The organism is Chromobacterium vaccinii (assembly GCF_001855275.1).
In the GTDB taxonomy this organism is placed as follows: domain Bacteria; phylum Pseudomonadota; class Gammaproteobacteria; order Burkholderiales; family Chromobacteriaceae; genus Chromobacterium; species Chromobacterium vaccinii.
The window spans coordinates 2,904,079-2,923,326 of the sequence record NZ_CP017707.1 but is presented as its reverse complement, the minus strand read 5'-3'; the positions used below and the strand labels follow the sequence as shown (position 1 = coordinate 2,923,326).

Annotated in this window: 15 protein-coding genes, 2 tRNA genes and 1 rRNA gene; 9 read left to right on the top strand and 9 right to left on the bottom strand. The window is 65.4% G+C overall.

What is annotated here, in order from left to right:
• Positions 1-22 precede the first annotated feature (22 nt).
• On the top strand, positions 23-727 hold the full coding sequence (locus BKX93_RS13505) for a pseudouridine synthase (protein ID WP_070980207.1): 705 nt from the start codon (positions 23-25) through the stop codon (positions 725-727).
• 49 nt (positions 728-776) lie between these two features.
• On the opposite strand, the gene BKX93_RS13500 is transcribed toward BKX93_RS13505, so the two are convergent.
• Positions 777-1,598 carry an NAD(P)H-dependent oxidoreductase gene (locus tag BKX93_RS13500; RefSeq protein ID WP_070981832.1) on the bottom strand — a complete coding sequence of 274 codons (822 nt, stop codon included), beginning with the start codon at positions 1,596-1,598 and terminating at the stop codon, positions 777-779.
• A 95-nt stretch (positions 1,599-1,693) separates the two neighbouring features.
• Here BKX93_RS13500 and BKX93_RS13495 point away from each other — a divergent pair, with 95 nt between their 5' ends.
• Positions 1,694-2,599, top strand: a complete 906-nt coding sequence (locus tag BKX93_RS13495; protein ID WP_070980205.1) for a LysR family transcriptional regulator — start codon at positions 1,694-1,696, stop codon at positions 2,597-2,599.
• Between the two features lie 65 nt (positions 2,600-2,664).
• Here the strand turns inward: BKX93_RS13495 and BKX93_RS13490 are convergent, their stop codons facing one another.
• Positions 2,665-4,506: a sigma-54-dependent Fis family transcriptional regulator gene (locus tag BKX93_RS13490; protein WP_070980203.1), complete on the bottom strand. Its 1,842-nt coding sequence runs from the start codon at positions 4,504-4,506 to the stop codon at positions 2,665-2,667.
• 266 nt (positions 4,507-4,772) lie between these two features.
• Here BKX93_RS13490 and adh point away from each other — a divergent pair, with 266 nt between their 5' ends.
• Together adh and BKX93_RS13480 are read left to right on the top strand one after the other, a co-directional pair.
• Positions 4,773-6,275 carry an aldehyde dehydrogenase gene (gene adh / locus BKX93_RS13485; RefSeq protein ID WP_046158953.1) on the top strand — a complete coding sequence of 501 codons (1,503 nt, stop codon included), beginning with the start codon at positions 4,773-4,775 and terminating at the stop codon, positions 6,273-6,275.
• A gap of 286 nt (positions 6,276-6,561) precedes the next feature.
• A complete protein-coding gene (locus BKX93_RS13480) occupies positions 6,562-7,215 on the top strand; it encodes a class I SAM-dependent methyltransferase (protein WP_070980201.1) in 654 nt (217 codons plus the stop codon).
• A gap of 71 nt (positions 7,216-7,286) precedes the next feature.
• Here BKX93_RS13480 and BKX93_RS13475 read toward each other — a convergent pair whose 3' ends face one another.
• The 6 genes from BKX93_RS13475 to BKX93_RS13450 form a co-directional block, all read right to left on the bottom strand.
• Complete coding sequence (locus BKX93_RS13475) at positions 7,287-8,705, bottom strand: methyl-accepting chemotaxis protein (protein WP_046167731.1); 1,419 nt, start codon at positions 8,703-8,705, stop codon at positions 7,287-7,289.
• Positions 8,702-9,262, bottom strand: coding sequence for a PAS domain-containing protein (locus BKX93_RS13470; RefSeq protein WP_046158956.1), 561 nt, complete (start codon positions 9,260-9,262; stop codon positions 8,702-8,704). The genes BKX93_RS13475 and BKX93_RS13470 overlap by 4 nt, the downstream gene beginning before the upstream one ends.
• A 191-nt stretch (positions 9,263-9,453) precedes the next feature.
• The gene (locus BKX93_RS13465) at positions 9,454-11,307 is read right to left on the bottom strand and encodes a DUF3857 domain-containing transglutaminase family protein (RefSeq protein ID WP_070980199.1); all 1,854 of its coding nucleotides are present in this window, start codon (positions 11,305-11,307) and stop codon (positions 9,454-9,456) included.
• A gap of 185 nt (positions 11,308-11,492) precedes the next feature.
• Positions 11,493-11,903 carry an ExbD/TolR family protein gene (locus tag BKX93_RS13460; protein ID WP_021475413.1) on the bottom strand — a complete coding sequence of 137 codons (411 nt, stop codon included), beginning with the start codon at positions 11,901-11,903 and terminating at the stop codon, positions 11,493-11,495.
• Positions 11,890-12,567: a MotA/TolQ/ExbB proton channel family protein gene (locus BKX93_RS13455; RefSeq protein ID WP_046158958.1), complete on the bottom strand. Its 678-nt coding sequence runs from the start codon at positions 12,565-12,567 to the stop codon at positions 11,890-11,892. The genes BKX93_RS13460 and BKX93_RS13455 overlap by 14 nt, the downstream gene beginning before the upstream one ends.
• A complete protein-coding gene (locus BKX93_RS13450) occupies positions 12,564-13,262 on the bottom strand; it encodes an energy transducer TonB (RefSeq protein WP_070980197.1) in 699 nt (232 codons plus the stop codon). The genes BKX93_RS13455 and BKX93_RS13450 overlap by 4 nt, the downstream gene beginning before the upstream one ends.
• 143 nt (positions 13,263-13,405) lie before the next feature.
• On the opposite strand from BKX93_RS13450, the gene hslV reads away from it, so the two are divergent.
• Entirely contained in the window at positions 13,406-13,957 is a 552-nt protein-coding gene (hslV, locus tag BKX93_RS13445; RefSeq protein WP_043630155.1) for an ATP-dependent protease subunit HslV, read from the top strand.
• A gap of 44 nt (positions 13,958-14,001) precedes the next feature.
• Positions 14,002-15,348 carry an ATP-dependent protease ATPase subunit HslU gene (gene hslU / locus BKX93_RS13440; RefSeq protein WP_070980196.1) on the top strand — a complete coding sequence of 449 codons (1,347 nt, stop codon included), beginning with the start codon at positions 14,002-14,004 and terminating at the stop codon, positions 15,346-15,348.
• 63 nt (positions 15,349-15,411) lie between these two features.
• Here hslU and BKX93_RS13435 read toward each other — a convergent pair whose 3' ends face one another.
• Positions 15,412-16,728 (bottom strand): MFS transporter, encoded by a 1,317-nt coding sequence (locus BKX93_RS13435; protein ID WP_186009422.1) that lies wholly within the window; start codon positions 16,726-16,728, stop codon positions 15,412-15,414.
• A 508-nt stretch (positions 16,729-17,236) separates the two neighbouring features.
• On the opposite strand from BKX93_RS13435, the gene BKX93_RS13430 reads away from it, so the two are divergent.
• The 3 genes from BKX93_RS13430 to BKX93_RS13420 all read left to right on the top strand — a co-directional run bounded on the left by BKX93_RS13430 (position 17,237) and on the right by BKX93_RS13420 (position 19,021).
• Positions 17,237-18,772, top strand: a 16S ribosomal RNA gene (locus BKX93_RS13430).
• A gap of 93 nt (positions 18,773-18,865) precedes the next feature.
• Positions 18,866-18,942 (top strand) — tRNA-Ile (locus BKX93_RS13425).
• A 3-nt stretch (positions 18,943-18,945) separates the two neighbouring features.
• Positions 18,946-19,021 (top strand) — tRNA-Ala (locus tag BKX93_RS13420).
• The last annotated feature ends 227 nt before the right edge of the window (positions 19,022-19,248 follow it).

Here is a 19,248-nt window from a genome sequence, read left to right as displayed (position 1 = left end):
GCGCGCGTGCTACCATCCGGCCATGGAACTCTATCGACTGTTGCAACAACAAGGCTTCGGCGGCCGCAAGGAATGCCGCCAGCTGATCGAATACGGGCTGGTGGAAGTGAACGGCGAGGTGGTGGACAACTACCGGGCCCAGTTCGAGCTGGCTGACATCGCCAGCCTGACGGTGGACGACGAGCCGTGGCCGGTGGTGCGCGGACCGCTATATCTCTTGCTGCACAAGCCGGCCAATTACGAAACCTCGCACAAGCCGAACTGCCACCCCAGCATCTACCGGCTGCTGCCGGACCAGTTTTCCAATCTGGACATCAGCGCGGTGGGACGCCTGGACGTGGACACCACCGGCCTGATCCTGCTGTCCAACGACGGCCAGTTCATCCACGCGCTCTCCTCGCCGAAGAAGCTGGTGCCCAAGGTTTACCGCGCCACGCTGAAGCACGAGGCGACGCCGGAGCTGATCGCCAAGCTGCAGAGCGGCGTCTACCTCAACGACGAAGCGCGCGAGTTCGCCGCCGACAGCGTCGAACAGATCGACGCCCACACCATTGTGCTGACCATCACCGAAGGCAAGTACCATCAGGTGAAGCGCATGGTGGCGGCGGCCAGCAACCGCGTCGAGGCGCTGCACCGCGAAAGCCTGGGAGCGATTGTCTTGGGCGATCTGCCGGCGGGCGAGTGGCGGCATCTGACCGCGGAGGAATTGGCGGCTTTCGGCTTCTGATTGAATCGGCAAGCCAAAAACGGCGGGGAGCATGTCTCCTCGCCGTTTTTTATTGCCCGGCACGCTCCGCGGCTGGCGGCTGCGGCGCATGGCGGCGCGGCGCGGCCACATGCGCCCAGATGCCCTCGACGCCCGGCGCGACGTGTGCCGCCAGCTGATGGCCATTCGGATAATCGCCGCCGTTCTGGCTGCGGAACGGAATCGGCGCTTCGTCGAACAGCCCGGCCAAGCGCTGCCGCCAGCCATCCAGCTGCCGCGCGGTCTCCTCGCGGCTGAGGCGGTTGACGCCATACACCGCGTGCAGAGGCAGCACGTCCATGCCGGGGTAGAACAGGCAGCCGTGGGCCACCGGGAACAGCAGTTCCTTCAACGGCCCATTGATGCCGCGCGGACCGTAATCCTTTTCGCCGCCGCCGACCATCGCGGCCAGCAGCGCGCGCTTGCCCTTCAGCGCGCCGTCGCCGTAGCGCAGCCGGTTGCCCTGGCCCTGATAGCCATAGCCGAAGCCATAGGCGTATACCCGTTCGAACCAGCCTTTCAGAATGGCCGGTACGCCATACCACCACAATGGAAATAGAAAGATCACCGCGTCGGCGGCCAGCAGCTTGCGCTGCTCCTCGGCCACGTCTGGCGGCTGCGCGCCGCTGGCGTAGGCATGGCCGGATTCTTCGATGAAGGACAGCCGCTGCGGATCGGCGCGTTGCGGGAAGTCGTCGGCGTCCAGCACCGCTTTCCAACGCATGCCGTAGAGGTCGGATTGCAGCACGCGGTGGCCCTGGCGGGTAAAGGCGTCGACGGCGGCGTCGACGAAGCTGCGGGTCAGCGAGGTGGGCTCGGGCTGGGCGTAGACCAGCAGGACGGTGCGGCTCATGAATGGCTCCGGCGTCATCGGTTTGAGATGGCCATAGTCTGTCCGGGCATGATAAATAAGTGAAATCGATAGATTTCTCGCTAGCCATTGAATACATGGATACCAGACGCCTGGATTTGAACCTGTTGCAAACGCTGGAAGCGCTGCTGGAGGAGCGCAACGTCACCCGCGCCGCGGAGCGGCTGCACTTGAGCCAGCCCGCGGTCAGCGCCCAACTGGCGCGGCTGCGCGATCTGTTCGGCGATCCGCTGTTGCTTCCGGCGCAGCGCGGCATGCGGCCGACCGCCAAGGCGGAGCAGTTGCTGGCGCCATTGCAAGCCTCGCTGCGGCAGGTGCGCGAAACCATGATGACGCACCAGGACTTCGATCCGGCGGCGGCCGGCATGACCTTGCAACTGGCGTGCACCGACTATGCCCAGGCGGTGGCGGTGGTCCCGCTGATCAGGCGGTTGCGCGTGGCGGCGCCGGGCATCCGGGTAGCGGTGCGGAATCTGGAGACGGTCCGTCTGCAGCGGCAGATGGAAAGCGGCGAGGTCGACCTGGCCTTGATCAGCCAGGAGAGCGCGCCGCCAGGCCTGCTTACCCAGGCGATGTTCGAGGACCGCTATGCGTTGATTAGCCGTCCGGATCATCCCGCCTGGCGGCAAGGGGTCACGCTGGCGCGCTATCTGGAGCAGGAGCATGTGGTGGTGTCGCTGGGCAGCGGCGATTTCGGCACGGCGGTGGACGTGGCCCTGGCCGAGCGGGGACTGGCGCGCCGGGTGGCGCTGTCGGTGGCGTCTTTCCTGCTGGTGCCGGAAATCGTATCCCAGACCGATTTCGTCGCGTTGATGCCGGAGCGGCTGGTGTCCGCGGCGCGCGTGCCGCTGGACGTGCATCTCTGCCCGTTTCCGGTGCGCGGCTTCGATGTGGCGATGGCGTGGCATCCGCGCAATCATGGCCATCCTGGCCAGCGCTGGATACGCGAAATGTTCGCCGCGCTGATGGCGGAAGCCGGCTGAGCCGGTTGGCGATTTCGCGCGCTCCCGCTGCTGTCTGTCAAGCCGCAGGGGCGGGCGGCGATGCCTTACCGCGGCGTCTTGCCCAGCCGCCGGTACAAGGTGGAGCGGCTGATGCCCAGCGCCCGCGCCGCCGCGCTGGCGTTGCCGCCGCAACGGCGCAGCAGGTCGGCGATGGCGCTGTCCTCCACCGCGTGCCCCTGCGCCGCCATCTCCTCGCGCAGAGCGGCGGGCAGATGCTCGACGCCCAGCGCGGCGCCGTCGTCGGCCAGCGCCAGCAGCGTGGCCAGCAGGTTGGCCAGCTCGCGCAGATTGCCTGGCCAGCGATAGCCGCGGATGGCCCGCGCCAGCTCCGGCGCCAGCGAAATGCCGCGCCGGGCGGCGCCCATGCCGTCCAGCATCGTTTGGGCGATGGCCGCCGCGTCGCCGCGCTCGCGCAGCGGCGGCAGGCTGAGCGGGTAATGGCATAGCCGGTAGTAGAGATCGGCGCGGAAGCCGCCGTCGTCCACTCGCGCGCGCAGGTCGCGGTGGGTGGCGCAGATCAGGCGGATGTCCAGCCGCCGCGCCGGCCCGCCGCCCAGCGGCGTCACCTCGCGCTCCTGGAGCACCCTGAGCAGCCGCGCCTGCAGGCTGAGCGGCATGTCGCCGATCTCGTCCAGAAACAGCACGCCGCCGTCGGCTTCGCGCAGCCTTCCCTTGCTGCCCTGGCGGCTGGCGCCGGTATAGGCGCCGGGCTGGTAGCCGAACAGCTCGGCCTCAATCAGTCCTTCCGGTATCGCCGCGCAGTTGACCGCGGCGAAGGCCGCGCCGCGGCGGCTGCCGGCGGCGTGCAGCGCGCGGGCCAGCCTGTCCTTGCCGGTGCCGGTTTCGCCCAGGATCAACACTGGAATGTCCGCTTCCAGCAATTTCAGCGCGGTGGAGAACAAGCCGTCCGGCAAACCATCCAGCGCCGGCGCGGCGGGCGGGCGCGGCATGCCGCCGGCGGGCGCGCTTGACTTGGGGAGCTGGAGCGGCGGCGGGCGCAGCCGGGCCGACAGCCGGTGGTGGCCGAACGCCAGCAGGCCGGCGGCCGGGCCATGGCGGTCCAGCCAGTGTTCCAGGCTCTGGCCGAACAGCGCGGCGAAATGGCGCGGCTGCCAGGCGTCCGGCTCCAGCCCGCAGAATGCGAGGCCGGCGCGGTTGGCCGCCAGCAGCCGGCCATCATCGTCGAATACCAGTTGGCTGGCCGCCGGGCTGCCCAGCCAGCGCGGATCGGCGTGCAGCGTTAGCAGCCAGCCGTGGCGCGCGGCGTCTTCCAGCAGGCGGGCCTCGATCTGGCCGCGGGCGGCCAGCAGCGCCAGCCGCTGCGCGTCGCCCAGCTTGCGGCCCGGGCCGCTGATGTCCAGCGCGCCCAGCAATTGGCCCTGGGGGCCGAACAGCGGGCTGGCGGCGCAGTTGAGCGCCCGGTTGCGCTCCAGATAGTGCTCGGCGCCGCGCACCAGCACGCTGTCGGCCGCGGCCAGCGCGGTGCCGATGGCGTTGGTGCCGCGCGCGGCCTCGCTCCAGTCCATGCCCGGCGTCAGCGCCAGCCGCTCGGCCTTGTCGAGAAAGCCGATGTCCCCGGCCTGGTCCAGCACCAGTCCTCTCCGGTCGGCCACCACCAGCGCCAGGCCGCCGGCCGACACCTGCTCGTACAGTCCGGCCAGCGCCGGCCGCGCCGGCTCCAGCCAGTCGGCGCTGGCCTCTCGCCGGTCGCGCAGCTCGCCGTCGGTCAGCCGGTCGCCGCCGCGGCCGCCGGCGGACAGGCCCAGGCCCTGGCAGCGCTGCCAGGAGTGCAGGATGGATGGCGGCAACGCCTGGCCGGGCAGCGGCTGGCCGGCGAAAAAGCGGCGGCGGATCTCGTCCAGCGGCAAGCGGGCGGTGGGTGTCATGCGCGGCTCCGGCGAGGTGTCGCGCGGCAGCGGGACAGCTGTGCCGATGCGCGACAGTTTCGGTGGGGAATGCAGCCGATTATGGCCGCTTTCGCCACGCTGGCAAGCGGCTGATTTTCCAGTTGCTTGCTGCGCCGCGGCATGCGGAGGCCGAACGCTTGGGCTGGTCTGGCTCGGCGCGATGTTGCCATGCAATGCGGATAATGGCTGGCATGGGACTTGCGCAACAAGCGGTTTGCAGGAGCCACAACGTCAAGGAGACCGCCATGCAACTCAAGCCAGGATTCGAACTGAAATCGCGTTACGCCAACTACATCGGCGGGCGCTGGGTGCCGCCGGTCAATGGCCGCTACTTCGAGAACGTGACGCCTATCACCGGCCAGCCGCTGTGCGAGATCCCGCGTTCGGACGAGCAGGATGTGGAGCTGGCGCTGGATGCCGCCCATGCCGCCCGCTACGCCTGGGGCCACACGCCGGTGACCGAGCGCGCCATCGTGCTGAACAGGATCGCCGACCGGATGGAGGCAAACCTGGCCCTGCTGGCCGAGGTGGAAACCTGGGACAACGGCAAGCCGATCCGCGAGACCCGCGCCGCCGACATTCCGCTGGCGATCGACCACTTCCGCTATTTCGCTTCCTGCGTGCGGGCGCAGGAAGGCAGCCTGGGCGAGATCGACGCCAACACCGTGTCCTACCATTTCCACGAGCCGCTGGGCGTGGTCGGCCAGATCATCCCGTGGAACTTCCCAATCCTGATGGCGGCGTGGAAGCTGGCGCCGGCGCTGGCCGCCGGCAACTGCGTGGTGCTGAAGCCGGCCGAGCAGACGCCGCTGTCCATCCTGGTGCTGATGGAGCTGGTGGGTGACTTGCTGCCGCCGGGCGTGCTCAACGTGGTCAACGGCTTCGGCGTCGAGGCCGGCAAGCCGCTGGCCAGCTCCAAGCGCATCGCCAAGATCGCCTTCACCGGCGAAACCGGCACCGGGCGGCTGATCATGCAGTACGCCAGCCAGAACCTGATCCCGGTGACGCTGGAGCTGGGCGGCAAGTCGCCGAACATCTTCTTCGGCGACGTCGCCGCGAAGGATGACGCCTTCCTCGACAAGGCGATCGAGGGCTTTGTGATGTTCGCGCTGAACCAGGGCGAGGTGTGCACCTGTCCCAGCCGCGCGCTGATCCACGAATCCATCTACGACCGCTTCATGGAAAAGGCGCTGGCCCGCGTGGCGGCGATCAAGCAGGGCAACCCGCTGGACCCGGCGACGATGATAGGCGCGCAGGCGTCGCAGGAGCAGATGGACAAGATCCAGAGCTATCTGGCCATCGGCCGCGACGAGGGCGCCAAGCTGCTGGCCGGCGGCGGGAGAGCGCAGCTGGACGGCGATCTGGCCGGCGGCTTCTACATCCAGCCCACCGTGTTCCACGGCCACAACAAGATGCGCATCTTCCAGGAGGAGATCTTCGGCCCGGTGGTGTCGGTCACCACTTTCAAGGATCGCGACGAGGCGCTGGCGATCGCCAATGACACGCTGTACGGCCTTGGCGCCGGCGTGTGGACGCGCGACATGAACACCGCCTTCTTCATGGGCCGCCACATCGAGGCCGGCCGGGTATGGACCAACTGCTATCACGCCTATCCGGCGCACGCCGCATTCGGCGGCTACAAGCAGTCCGGCATCGGCCGCGAGACGCACAAGATGATGCTGGAGCATTACCAGCAGACCAAGAACCTGCTGGTCAGCTACGGCGAGGACAAGCTGGGCTTCTTCTGAGCGAGGCATCCGCCGCGAGATCGAACTGGATTGTCTCCCGCCCCGCCGGTTTTTGCCGGAGGGGCTTTTTTTTTGGGAACATCCCGTCGGGGGATCGAAGGGACAGGTTTGACGCCATGATTTTGAGGCGGCATTTGGCGGGATGAATTATCGATTACGGCTAGAGTCTGTATTCAAATATGATTTTTATAATGAAATACATTTATTATTTACGTAATGATGTTGATGAAATAGCATCTCGCCAGCGTGTTATGCTGATTGAGTGTTTGATGGCAGGGACGCGGGAATGAATCGGGATGACGACGGCTACGCGGAGCGCGTGGCGTTCTACGATACGGTTTACGAGCAGCCGGAGCGGGCGCTGGACCTGGCCTGGCTGCGGCGCTGGCTGCCGCAGCAGTATTTCGGCCGCAGGGTGCTGGAGCTGGCCTGCGGCAGCGGCTACTGGACGCAGTATCTGGCGCCGGCGGCGCGCGCCTATCTGGCGCTGGACGTGTCGCCCGGCGCGCTGGCGCTGGCCGGGCAGCGGCCCGGGGTGGGCGGGGTGGCGTTCGCGGCGGCGGAGATCGAAGCGCTGCCCAAACCGGCGGAGCCGTTCGACGCGGCCTTCGCCGGCCTGTGGTTTTCCCATCTGCCGCGCCAGCGGCGCGAGGCGGCGCTGGCGGCGCTGCACGGCTGTCTGGCGCCCGGCGCGACGGTGATCCTGCTGGACAACAGCGAGATTCAGGGCGGGCAGTTTCCGGTGATGGAGTACGACGATGCCGGCAACGGCTACCAGCGCCGGCCGCTGCACGACGGCGGGGAGAGCCGGGTGCTGAAGAATTTCCCGACCGAGGCGGAGTTCCGCATCCTGCTGGCGCCGTACGGCGCGGCCGAGATGGCCCTGCTGCGGCGCGAGCATTTCTGGCTGCTGCGCTACCGGCTGCCCAGCCGGCACTGACGCTTGGCTTGCGGCGCGCGGGCATGAAAAAAGCCGGGCGTCGCCCGGCTGTCGCTATCGATGGCGGCGGCTCACCGCCCGCCCAGTTCCTCCAGGCCTGATTGCAGCTTCTGGCTGGCTTGTTCCACCGCCCGCATGCTGGAGACGATGGCGGCCTCGTCCAGCTGGCCGTCCTGGCTGGCGGCGCGCAGCGCGGCGTCCACCTGTTGTCGCAGTTGCAGCAGAGGCGGGCGCAGGGATTGGGCGGCGCTGCCGAACAGCGCCGAGCCGTCGCTCTCCAGCCAGGTTTCCAGCTCCAGCGCAGGCGGCGCGTCCTGCGCTTCCTCGATCGCGTGGTAGGCGCTCTGCTTGTAGATCACATGGCCCACTTTCTGCAGCGAGGTTTGCGATTTCTGCTGCACCGCGCTGACCTGCCGCAGCACCAGGTCGGATTGCTCGGCCAGGCTGGAGAAGCGCTGGCGGAACGAGTCCACCGAGGACTGCACCTCGCCGGCCACGCCGCCGGCGGCGCTGGCCTGGGCCTGCATGTCGCCGATGCGGCTGGACAACGACTCCAGCACGCCCTGCACCTGGTTGGCGGTGCTCTTGCTGCGTTCGGCCAGCTTGCGCACCTCGTCGGCCACCACGGCGAAGCCGCGTCCGGTTTCGCCGGCGCGCGCGGCCTCGATCGCCGCGTTCAGGGCCAAGAGGTTGGTCTGGTCGGCGATGGCGGAGATGTCGGCCAGCGAGGTCTCGATGCCTTGCCATTCCTGGGCCAGCATCTGGCTGGCGGTGTCCATGCTGCTGACGCTGCCGGCGATGGTGTCCAGGTGGCCGGACAGCTCGTTGGCGCTGTCCAGGCTGACGCGGGCGCCGGCGGCGTTGTCGCGGGTGATGCCGGCGACCTGGTCCATCGCCTGGCTGATGGCGGCCAGATCGCGCTGGCTGCCGGCCAGGTCCTGGCGCAGATGGGGATTGTTCAGCGCCGCCAGTTGGGACGACAGCCGGTTGCGGCGCACGAAGCCGTCGTTGTCGGCCATCGACTGGATGGCGGCGTTGACGCTTTCCAGCGAGCTGGCCAGGATGCCGGGCAGGCCCTGGCTCAGCGGCCGGCGGCTGAAGTTGCCCTGGCTGATTTCCTGGAAGCAGGTGTTGATTTCCTTGAAGTAGGTTTCCACCAGGTCGAGGAAGTCGTTCAGTTGCCAGGCCACCTGGCCAACCTCGCCCATCTGCCGGGTTTGGGTGCTGCGGTGGTGCAGTTCGCCGCTGCAGGCCAGGCCCAGCTGGCGGGTCAGGGTGTTGAGCAGCAGGAAGATGTGGCCGCTCTTTTGCCACAGCCACCAGGACAGGGTCAGCGTGGATGCCATCAGCAGCACGCTGATCGCGTGGTGGGCCAGCGGGGGGAGCAGGTAGTCGTCCAGTATCGACAGCAGCACCAGCAAGTTGAAGGCGCCCAGCATCCAGGCCAGGTGGGAGCGCAGGAAGGGGGTGGGTTTGCGCGGCGAACTCATCCTGCGACTCCTTTGGCTTTCAGCACGTCGGCGTTCAGCCCCAGGACAAAGTCCTGATAGCTGCAGCCTTTTTCTTCCAGCAGCGCCAGCAGCCAGTCGCGCGAAGCGTCCGGAGCGGCGGCCTTGCCGTGGGCGGCCTCGATCTTGCGCATCTCGGCGTAGATAGGTTCGATGGCGGCGATGGCGGCGCGGCTGGGCGGACGGCGCACCGAGTAATAGCCTTGCAGCTTGCCCCTGAGGTCGTAGTCCGGGGTGACGTTGGCCAGCACCCAGTAGTAATCGCCGTCCAGGGTGGCGTTCTTCACCAGCGCGAAGAATTCGTGGCCGGCCTGCAGCGTCTGCCACATCAGCCGGTAGGCGCCGCGCGGCATGTCCGGGTGGCGGATCAGATTGTGCGGCTTGCCCAGCAGCTGGTGCTCGGCGTAGCCGGCGATGCGCATGAACACGCGGTTGGCGTAAGTGATGTGGCCGGTGGGGTCGGTCTTGGTGACGATCAGTTCGTGCGGCGCCAGCTGCACTTCGCGGCCGCCGCCATGGCTTGTTGAGGTCTGTTTCATGGTTTGCTTCTCTATGACCTTGCTATCTTAGTATGGCTGCCAATCCGTCATTGTCATGCTATGCGCATCATGCAGCAAGGCTTGCATGTGATCGCTATTGAATTTTCGTGGCAGTTTTTAAAGGAATTGCTTGTTAAAACGGCATGAAAAAGGACGGCCGGGGCCGTCCTTTGTGCGGATTGCGTTTTTGCTCAGAGCTTGATGATCTGCCGTGCCTGAATCGCGCAGGCGCGCGCCGCTTCGTTGAAGCGGACGAACTCGGGGCTGGCGATCTCGTCATGGCTCAGCCAGCGCACCTTGCGGGTCTGCCGGTACTGGTAGCGGATGCCGTCCGGCGTTTTCCGCTGCTCCAGCGACAGGTCGTACCAGCGCGAGCTGGCCTGGCAGCTGAATGGCGGCTGAATGGCGCGGGCGCCGCGCAGCGTCACCGCGCGTTCGGTGGTTTCGGCGTCGCCCAGGTAGACGTCGGCCTGGTTGCCGTTGGCCAGATAGCTGGCGAAACCATCCCAGTCATGCTCCAGGCCGGGGTCGTACAGATAAAGCCCGGAAATCTTCTCCACCGCGCGCTGGTCGACGCTGTCTATGCGCGCCGCGTAGCGCGCCGGCTGCAGAAAGCCGGTGGCGGGGCGGACCACCTTGCATTCCCGCGGCTGCTTGTTGACCGCGCGGCACAGGCTCTGGTCGGAGCTGGCCGGTCCCTGGAAGCGGTCCTGCATCGCCAGCTGCACCAGCGGCCAGCCGGAGACTTCGCCGCGGATGGCGATGGCGGCGCTGCCGTCGCGGCGCAGGGTTTCCACGCGCTCGCTGCGGCTGGTCAGCGTCGCCGCCTGCATCGGGATCGCTTCCTCGCGCACCAGGCCGTCGCCGCCGATGCGGTAGCTGGTTCGGTCCTGCAGGTCAGGCATGATGCGGCCGGGGACGAAGAAGGGGTTGGTCGGGTCCAGCCACTCGGTTTTGCCGTTCACCACGGCGCGGACGATCATGTGGTTGACGGTGCCCAGGCCGGGCAGCAGCGGACGCTGCGCGTCGTTGCCGCGGAATACCAGCGTGGGCTCGGCGGCGATGCCGGACGCGCGCAGCATCGCGGTCAGCAGCGTGGCCAGGTCCTTGCAGTCGCCGTAGCCGTGCTGTTCGATCTCGGCCAGCGTGAACGGCACCAGGCCGCGCTCGGCCAGCCGCTGGTCGTTCAGATAGCGGTAATGGCCGTTGATGTGCTGCATGAAGGCGGCGACCTGTTCGGCGGCGGGCTTGCCGCGCTGCGCCTCCACTTCGGCGGCGGCGGCCGGCGGCAGCGGCGCGGCCAGGATCTGGTTGTAGCGCCCGGCGTAGACGCCGAAATGGCTTTGCGGCGAGTCGCTGCTGGCGATGCTCAGCCGCGGCCAGCTGCGCAGCGCGCTGTTGTCCCATTCATTGGTGAAGTTCAAATAGCGGGGCGCTTTTTGTTCGACGACGATGCGTTTGCCGTCGGCGCTGGCGTCGATCTTGAAGTCGTCCATCTTCTCGCCGCGCCACAGCAGCGGGCGCCGCGAGTCCAGTTCGAAGCGGAAGCTGTCGTTGCGGGTGGGCTCGGCGTCGAAGTCCAGCCGGTACAGCAGCTCGCGGCTCAGCGGCGGCGAGGCCATGTGGCGCTTGACGCGGTAGCTGACCACGCTGCCCACCGCCAGCTCGGGGAAGGCGATCCAGGTCTGCTTGTCGCGGCTGACGCCGGCGTAGGGATTGGGCGCGGCGCGGGTTTCCACCTGCGACTTGTCCAGCTTGACCACGCGCCCGTTCGGCTGGCGCACTTCGCCGTCCAGCACTTCCAGGCTGTCGGTGTCGGAATAGGTGAAGTCGATGCGCGACAGCAGGTCCTTGCCGGCCGGCTTCAGGATCGTGAACTGGTTTTCCGTGGTGCAGTCCAGGCTGTTGTCGGCGAGGTGATGGCAGACAGAGTTGGAGCGGCGCGCCAGCGGCGCGTCGGCTGCGGGTTGCAGGGCGGCGTAGGCGGCCTGGCCGGCGCAGGCGAGCGCGGCGGCCAGGGCGAGTGGGGGAAAGCGGAGCGGCATCGTGTGGGACCGTTGCTGTCGCCGCGCCGGGCGCGGCGGGATGGATGAATGGCTGCGCGGAAGATAGTGCCATGCAGCCGGGGCGGGGGCCAGAGGGCGGGGCCTCGGCCGGAGGGGTCGTCCGGCGCGCAGAGATGAAAAAGCCCCGCTTCCCGGGCGGGGGCGGGGCGGATCTCGGGATGGGCCTATTGCGCGGCGGTGACGAAGCCTATCTTGCCGACGCCGTTCTTCTGGGCGGCGGCCAGCGCCTTGGCCACGGTCTCGTAACGCACCGCCTTGTCGGCCGACAGGTGCAGCTCAACCTCCGGGTTGGCGGCGGAGGCGGCGGCGAAACGGGCGGGGAGATCGGCCTCGGCCACCGGCTTGTCGTCCCAGAACAGCTTGCCGGCGGCGTCCACCACCAGGCGGATCTGCTCGGGCTTGTCCTGGTGCTCGGCGGCCTGCGCGCGCGGCAGGTCCACCTTGACCGCGTTGGTCAGCAGCGGCGTGGTGATAATGAACACCACCAGCAGCACCAGCATCACGTCGACCAGCGGCGTGGTGTTGGGCTCGGCCATCGGCGCGGCCGGGCCCTGGTTGAAACTACCGAACGCCATGGCTTTCTCCGGATTGGGTCAGCAACTGGGCGTGCAGGTCATGGGCGAAGTAGTCCAGTTCCTGCGACATCACGCGCTGGGCGCGGGTGAGCGCGTTGTAGGCCAGCACCGCCGGGATGGCGGCGGCCAGGCCGGCGGCGGTGGCCACCAGCGCCTCGCCGATCGGGCCGGCGACCGCGCCTATGCTCATCTGGCCGGCCTGGCCGATGTTGACCAGCGCATGGTAGATGCCCCACACGGTGCCGAACAGGCCGACGAAGGGGGCGGTGGAGCCGATCGAGGCCAGCACGGTCAGGCCGGCTTCCTGGCGGGCCATCTCCTGCGACAGCACCTTGCGGATGGCGCGGGTGAGGAATTCGTCGACGCCGCAGGCCTGGCCCAGCGCGCGGCCGGCCTGGCTCTGGTATTGCTTCAGCGCGGCGAGGCCGGCGCGGGCCAGGTTGGCGAACTGGCCCTGGCTATGCTGCAGGCTGGTTTCAGCCTGGCGCCAGTCGGCCGCGCCCCACAGCGCGTTTTCCGCCTCGCGGTTGGCGCGGCGCAGGCGCAGGGTCTGCACGCCGCGGACGATGATCAGGTACCAGGTGAGCACCGACATCAGGATCAGGATCATGAACACCGCGATCAGCACGGCGTCACCTTGTTGGAATACGGACAGTACGTTCATGTATTGGCAGACTTGAGTGAGAATTCTATGGGCACGATGAAGGGATAGGCGATGGCCTCGCCGCCGCGCTTGGCCGGGATGAAGCGCCAACGCTTGACGGCGGCCAGCGCGGCGCGGTCCAGCCGCGGGAAGCCGCTGCTGCTCTGCACCGACACATCCTGCGGCAGGCCCTGGGCGCTGACGTGGACGCGCAGGCGCACCGTGCCTTCCTCGCCTTCCTCGCGGGACACCGTCGGGTAGGCCGGGGCCGGGTTGTTCAGGTAGCCGCCGCGGGATTGCGGTTCGGTGACGGGCAGGTCGCGGCCTTCGGTCTTGCCGCCGCCGGCGTTTTTAGGCGCTTCCGCGGCGGGAGCCGGCGCGGCCGGGGCCACGCTGATCGCCTTGGCGGGGGCGGGCGCGTCTGCCTGGGTCTTCACCGGCTGCAGGTCCGGCTTGGGCTGGACGGCAGGCTTGCTCGGCGTGGGCTTGGATTGAGGCTTGAGCTGCGGCTTGACCGGCTCGGGCGCGGGGGCGGACTTGGGCGCGGCCGCGGGCTTGTCGGCCGGCGCCAGCGAAATCATCTCCATCCGCAGCGCCTGGGGCGGGGTGACGGTCTGCTCGCTCGCGGGCATGCCGTTCAGCAGCGTCAATGCTAGCGCGTGCGCGGCCAGCACGCCGCCGAGGGCGGAATATTGCAGGATAGCGGAGGATTTCATATTGGAAATGATAATACAAACAATTCTCATTTTCTAGCGCAGGGGCGGCAGGTGTTGCGCGCGCGCTTGCAATCGCGGCGATCGTCTGCATATATCGGTCAAAGGCCGGCACATCGCCGGCCGCCATTGATTGGAATACCAATATGCAGCAGTTCGACGGCACCACCATCGTGTCCGTCCGTCGCGGCGAGCGCGTGGCGCTGGGCGGCGACGGGCAAGTGACCCTGGGCAATATCGTGATCAAGGCCACCGCGCGCAAGATACGCAAGCTGCATGGCGGCAAGGTTTTGGCGGGCTTCGCCGGCGGCACCGCCGACGCCTTCACGCTGATCGAGCGCTTCGAGGCCAAACTGCAAAAGCATCAGGGCAATCTCTTGGTGTCGGCGGTGGAGCTGGCCAAGGACTGGCGCACCGACCGCATGCTGCGCCGGCTGGAGGCGATGCTGATCGTAGCCGACAAGGATCACACGCTGATCATCACTGGCAACGGCGACGTGCTGGAGCCGGAGCAGGGCATCGCTGCCATCGGCTCCGGCGGCGCCTTCGCCCAGTCGGCCGCGCGCGCGCTGTTTGAGAACACCGACCTCGCGCCGGAAGTGGTGGTGAAGAAATCGCTGGAGATCGCCGGCGACATCTGCATCTACACCAACCACAACCACCTGATCGAAACCTTGGGCCCGGACGACGCGGCCTGATCCCGAATGCATGGCCCGGCGAGGCTCGCCGGGCGGAGAACGTCATGACGCAAATGACCCCGCAGGAAATCGTCCACGAGCTGGACCAGCACATCATCGGCCAGCACAAGGCCAAGCGCGCGGTTGCCATCGCGCTGCGCAACCGTTGGCGCCGCCAGCAGGTGGCGGAGCCGCTGCGCAGCGAAATCACCCCCAAGAACATTCTGATGATCGGCCCCACCGGCGTCGGCAAGACCGAGATCGCCCGCCGCCTGGCCAAGCTGTCCGGCGCGCCGTTCATCAAGGTGGAAGCCACCAAATTCACCGAGGTCGGCTATGTCGGCCGTGACGTCGACACCATCATCCGCGACCTGGTGGACGTGGCGATCAAGGGCACCCGCGAAGCGGCGATCAAGCGCAACCGCGCGCGCGCCGAGGACGCCGCCGAGGAGCGCATCCTGGACGTGCTGCTGCCGCAGCCGCGCAAGCAGCCGTCCGGCTTTTTCGCCGAGGAGCCGGCGGTCGAGGAAAAGCAGGAGGATGGCGCCACTCGGCAGAAATTCCGCAAGATGCTGCACGAGGGCAAGTTCGACGATAAAGAGATCGAGCTGGAAATCGCCGCGCCGGCCGCCCAGATGAACGTGATGGCGCCGCCGGGCATGGAGGATTTCGCCAGCCAGCTGCAGGGCATGTTCCAGGGACTGGGCGCCGGCAAGAAGCAGGCTGCCAAGATGAAGGTGGCCGACGCCTTCAAGCTGCTGATCGATGAGGAAGCTGCAACGCTGGTCAATGAAGAGGAACTGAAGGCCGAGGCGCTGAAAAATGTCGAGCAGAACGGCATCGTGTTCCTCGACGAGATCGACAAGGTCACCAGCCGCGGCGAAGGCCACAGCGGCGCCGACGTGTCGCGCGCCGGCGTGCAGCGCGACCTGCTGCCGCTGGTGGAAGGCACCACGGTGTCCACCAAGTACGGCATGGTGAAGACCGACCACATCCTGTTCATCGCCTCCGGCGCCTTCCAGCTGTCCAAGCCGTCCGACCTGATTCCGGAACTGCAGGGCCGCCTGCCTATCCGCGTCGAGCTGTCGTCGCTGTCGGTGGACGACTTCAAGGCCATCCTGACCAGCACCAACGCCTGCCTGACGCGCCAGTACCAGGCGCTGCTGGCCACCGAGGACGTGGAACTGGCTTTCGAGGAGTCCGGCATCCAGCGGCTGGCCGAGATCGCCTGGCAGGTCAACGAGAAAACCGAGAACATCGGCGCCCGCCGCCTGTACACGGTGATGGAGAAGCTGCTGGAGGAAGTGGCCTTCGACGCCAAGTCCGGCGCATGCAAGATCGACGGCGCCTACGTTGACGCCAAGCTGGGCGAAGTGGCCGAGCGCGAGGACCTGGCGCGCTACGTGCTCTGAGGCAGTTCCTTACCTTATATATAGATATGTGAAAGCGGCGGCCATTTCGGTCGCCGTTTTGCTTTATATGGGCTGCTTCAGTTTGCCGGCGGCCGGGGCGATCGGTTCGAAGGCTTCGGGATGTTGGCGCAAATACCAGTCCTTGACCTCATCGTGGCTCAGGCCGAGGAAGCGGTTAACGCCGGGCAGCAATAGCATCGGCGGCACCGTCAGCAGGTGGAACAGCGCGAAGAACAGGTAGACGCCATCCAGCGACCAGCTGGCCAGCAGGATGCCCGCCAGCGCCGGCCCCAGCATGCCGCCCAGTTTGGCCACCAGCACATTGATCGCCGATACCCGGGCGCGGTAAGCCTCCGGCACCGCCAGCGTGCGATGGGTCTGGCCGATCAGCATGGTGATGGACAGCAGCATGCCTTCGATGCCGAACATCGCCAGCATCAGATAAGGGCTGTCGGTCAGCGCCACCACCAGGAACACCGCCGCCAGCGCCCACATGGCGAATGCGCGGGCGCGCGGCCGGCTACAGTATTGCAGCAGGCGGTGGGTCAGCCACAGCGAGCCGATCAGCAGGCCGCCGCTGGCGGCCGCTTCGCAGGCGCCCAGCCAGATCGCGGGCAGGCCCAATTGATGCAGCTTGATCGGCAGCAGCGTGACCACCATGGGAAGGTAGGCGGTCATCACCAGCAAGCCCCAGAACGCCCAGCTGCGCTCCAGCGGGATGCGCCAGCGCACGCGCAGGCCGCTGCGCACCTGGTCGACGAAGCTTTCATCGCGCAAGTCGGCCAGGTCGCGAGGCGGAATCTGGATGCGCAGCGCGCCGATTGCCGCGACAGCCAGCAGAATGGCGTAAGCGCCCAGCGCCAGCCAGGCGGGCATGAAGGCCATCAGGCTGCCGCCTACCACCGGCCCTATCAGATTGCCCACCGACTGCGAGCTTTTTTGCAGCGACAGCGCGTCGGTCAGCCGCGCGGCTGGCACCAGTTCGGAAGCGATGCTCAGCATCGAGGGAAACACGATGGCCCAGGCGAACATGGCCATCGATTCGCTGGCGACGACCCAGGCCAGGCTGTAGAAGCCGAACCAGGCCATCGCGGCCAAGGCCATCCCGGACAGCATCGCCAGCAGGATGCCACCGGCGATCACCCGGTTCTTGGGAAAGCGGTCGCCCAGCGGCGCGGTCAGCGGCAGCGCGATCAGCATCACCAGCGCGGTCAATGTGCTGAACCATGCCATGTCGCGCGCGCCGCCGGTCGATACCACCCACCAGCTGATGCTGACGTAGCCGGCGCCCATCGCCAGACCGCTCAGCGCATCGCTCAACATCAGCAGGTGGAAGCCGGAGGGCAGACCCCGTATTCGTTGCCGCAGGGAAATGTTCATGGCGCGCATCCTGATGATGAAGGCATTTCATCCTAACATGAAATGACAACGTCACGCCAAGGCGGCCGAGAAGTTGTATCTTTTCGATGATTTTTGAAAAAACAGGCTTATTTTTTTGCTTTCTGGAAATTTTCAAGGTGTTGAAAACGATCGGAAAGGCTTGCGGATACAGGAGATTCGATCTTTTTTTGAAAAGGATAAAATGAAAAATCATTTAAAAACAGGCTATTGGCTATTTTCCTGTAAAAACCTCCATGTTTTCTCAAAAAACCTGTTGACCGAGGGTGAGGGCGCAGGTATAGTTCGTCTCCTCAGCTGACGCAGCGAACGAAGCAGCGGAAACGAAACGGTTCCGGTGAAGACGACGCGGCGGACGGCACTGCTCTTTAACAGAACGAATAACCGATAGGTGTAAGTGCTTGGCGAAAGCCGAACACTTGCACTGCAAGAGACAAGAGATACTTGTTTATTTCTTTGAACTTGCGTGCCAGAAAATTTGCTTGAGATTGAACTGAAGAGTTTGATCCTGGCTCAGATTGAACGCTGGCGGCATGCTTTACACATGCAAGTCGAACGGTAACAGGGTGCTTGCACCGCTGACGAGTGGCGAACGGGTGAGTAATGCGTCGGAATGTACCGTGTAATGGGGGATAGCTCGGCGAAAGCCGGATTAATACCGCATACGCCCTGAGGGGGAAAGTGGGGGACCGTAAGGCCTCACGTTATACGAGCAGCCGACGTCTGATTAGCTAGTTGGTGAGGTAAGAGCTCACCAAGGCGACGATCAGTAGCGGGTCTGAGAGGATGATCCGCCACACTGGGACTGAGACACGGCCCAGACTCCTACGGGAGGCAGCAGTGGGGAATTTTGGACAATGGGCGCAAGCCTGATCCAGCCATGCCGCGTGTCTGAAGAAGGCCTTCGGGTTGTAAAGGACTTTTGTTCGGGAGGAAATCCCGCTGGTTAATACCTGGCGGGGATGACAGTACCGGAAGAATAAGCACCGGCTAACTACGTGCCAGCAGCCGCGGTAATACGTAGGGTGCAAGCGTTAATCGGAATTACTGGGCGTAAAGCGTGCGCAGGCGGTTGTGCAAGTCTGATGTGAAAGCCCCGGGCTTAACCTGGGAACGGCATTGGAGACTGCACGACTAGAGTGCGTCAGAGGGGGGTAGAATTCCACGTGTAGCAGTGAAATGCGTAGAGATGTGGAGGAATACCGATGGCGAAGGCAGCCCCCTGGGATGACACTGACGCTCATGCACGAAAGCGTGGGGAGCAAACAGGATTAGATACCCTGGTAGTCCACGCCCTAAACGATGTCAACTAGCTGTTGGGGGTTTGAATCCTTGGTAGCGTAGCTAACGCGTGAAGTTGACCGCCTGGGGAGTACGGCCGCAAGGTTAAAACTCAAAGGAATTGACGGGGACCCGCACAAGCGGTGGATGATGTGGATTAATTCGATGCAACGCGAAAAACCTTACCTGCTCTTGACATGTACGGAACTTGGTAGAGATATCTTGGTGCCCGAAAGGGAGCCGTAACACAGGTGCTGCATGGCTGTCGTCAGCTCGTGTCGTGAGATGTTGGGTTAAGTCCCGCAACGAGCGCAACCCTTGTCATTAGTTGCCATCATTAAGTTGGGCACTCTAATGAGACTGCCGGTGACAAACCGGAGGAAGGTGGGGATGACGTCAAGTCCTCATGGCCCTTATGAGCAGGGCTTCACACGTCATACAATGGTCGGTACAGAGGGTTGCCAAGCCGCGAGGTGGAGCTAATCTCAGAAAACCGATCGTAGTCCGGATCGCACTCTGCAACTCGAGTGCGTGAAGTCGGAATCGCTAGTAATCGCAGATCAGCATGCTGCGGTGAATACGTTCCCGGGTCTTGTACACACCGCCCGTCACACCATGGGAGTGAGTTTCACCAGAAGTGGGTAGGCTAACCGCAAGGAGGCCGCTTACCACGGTGGGATTCATGACTGGGGTGAAGTCGTAACAAGGTAGCCGTAGGGGAACCTGCGGCTGGATCACCTCCTTTCTAGAGAATGGCGATTGCCAAGCACTTACAGCCTATCGGTTATTTGTAGTTAAGGGCAGCCGGGTCGAGAGGCCTGGCGCAGAGAAGTTTACTGGGTTTGTAGCTCAGCTGGTTAGAGCACTGTGTTGATAACGCAGGGGTCGTAGGTTCGAGTCCTACCAGACCCACCAGTTGGGGGATTAGCTCAGTTGGGAGAGCACCTGCTTTGCAAGCAGGGGGTCGTCGGTTCGATCCCGTCATCCTCCACCACTCAATGCAAACAAAATCAAATTGAGAAGTTTGATTCTGTTTGCGTTGTATAAACGCCCGATCTTTAACAAACTGAAGAAGCCGAATATATTGAGACGGCGAGATGAAGGCATGCAGTTAATTCTGCATGCGGACAAATCGTCATCTTGGGTATTTGATTGTATCTAAGGCTGCGTCGCCATATCAAAAGGGGCGGTGCAGTCGTCGCACAAACACATCTTGTTGTT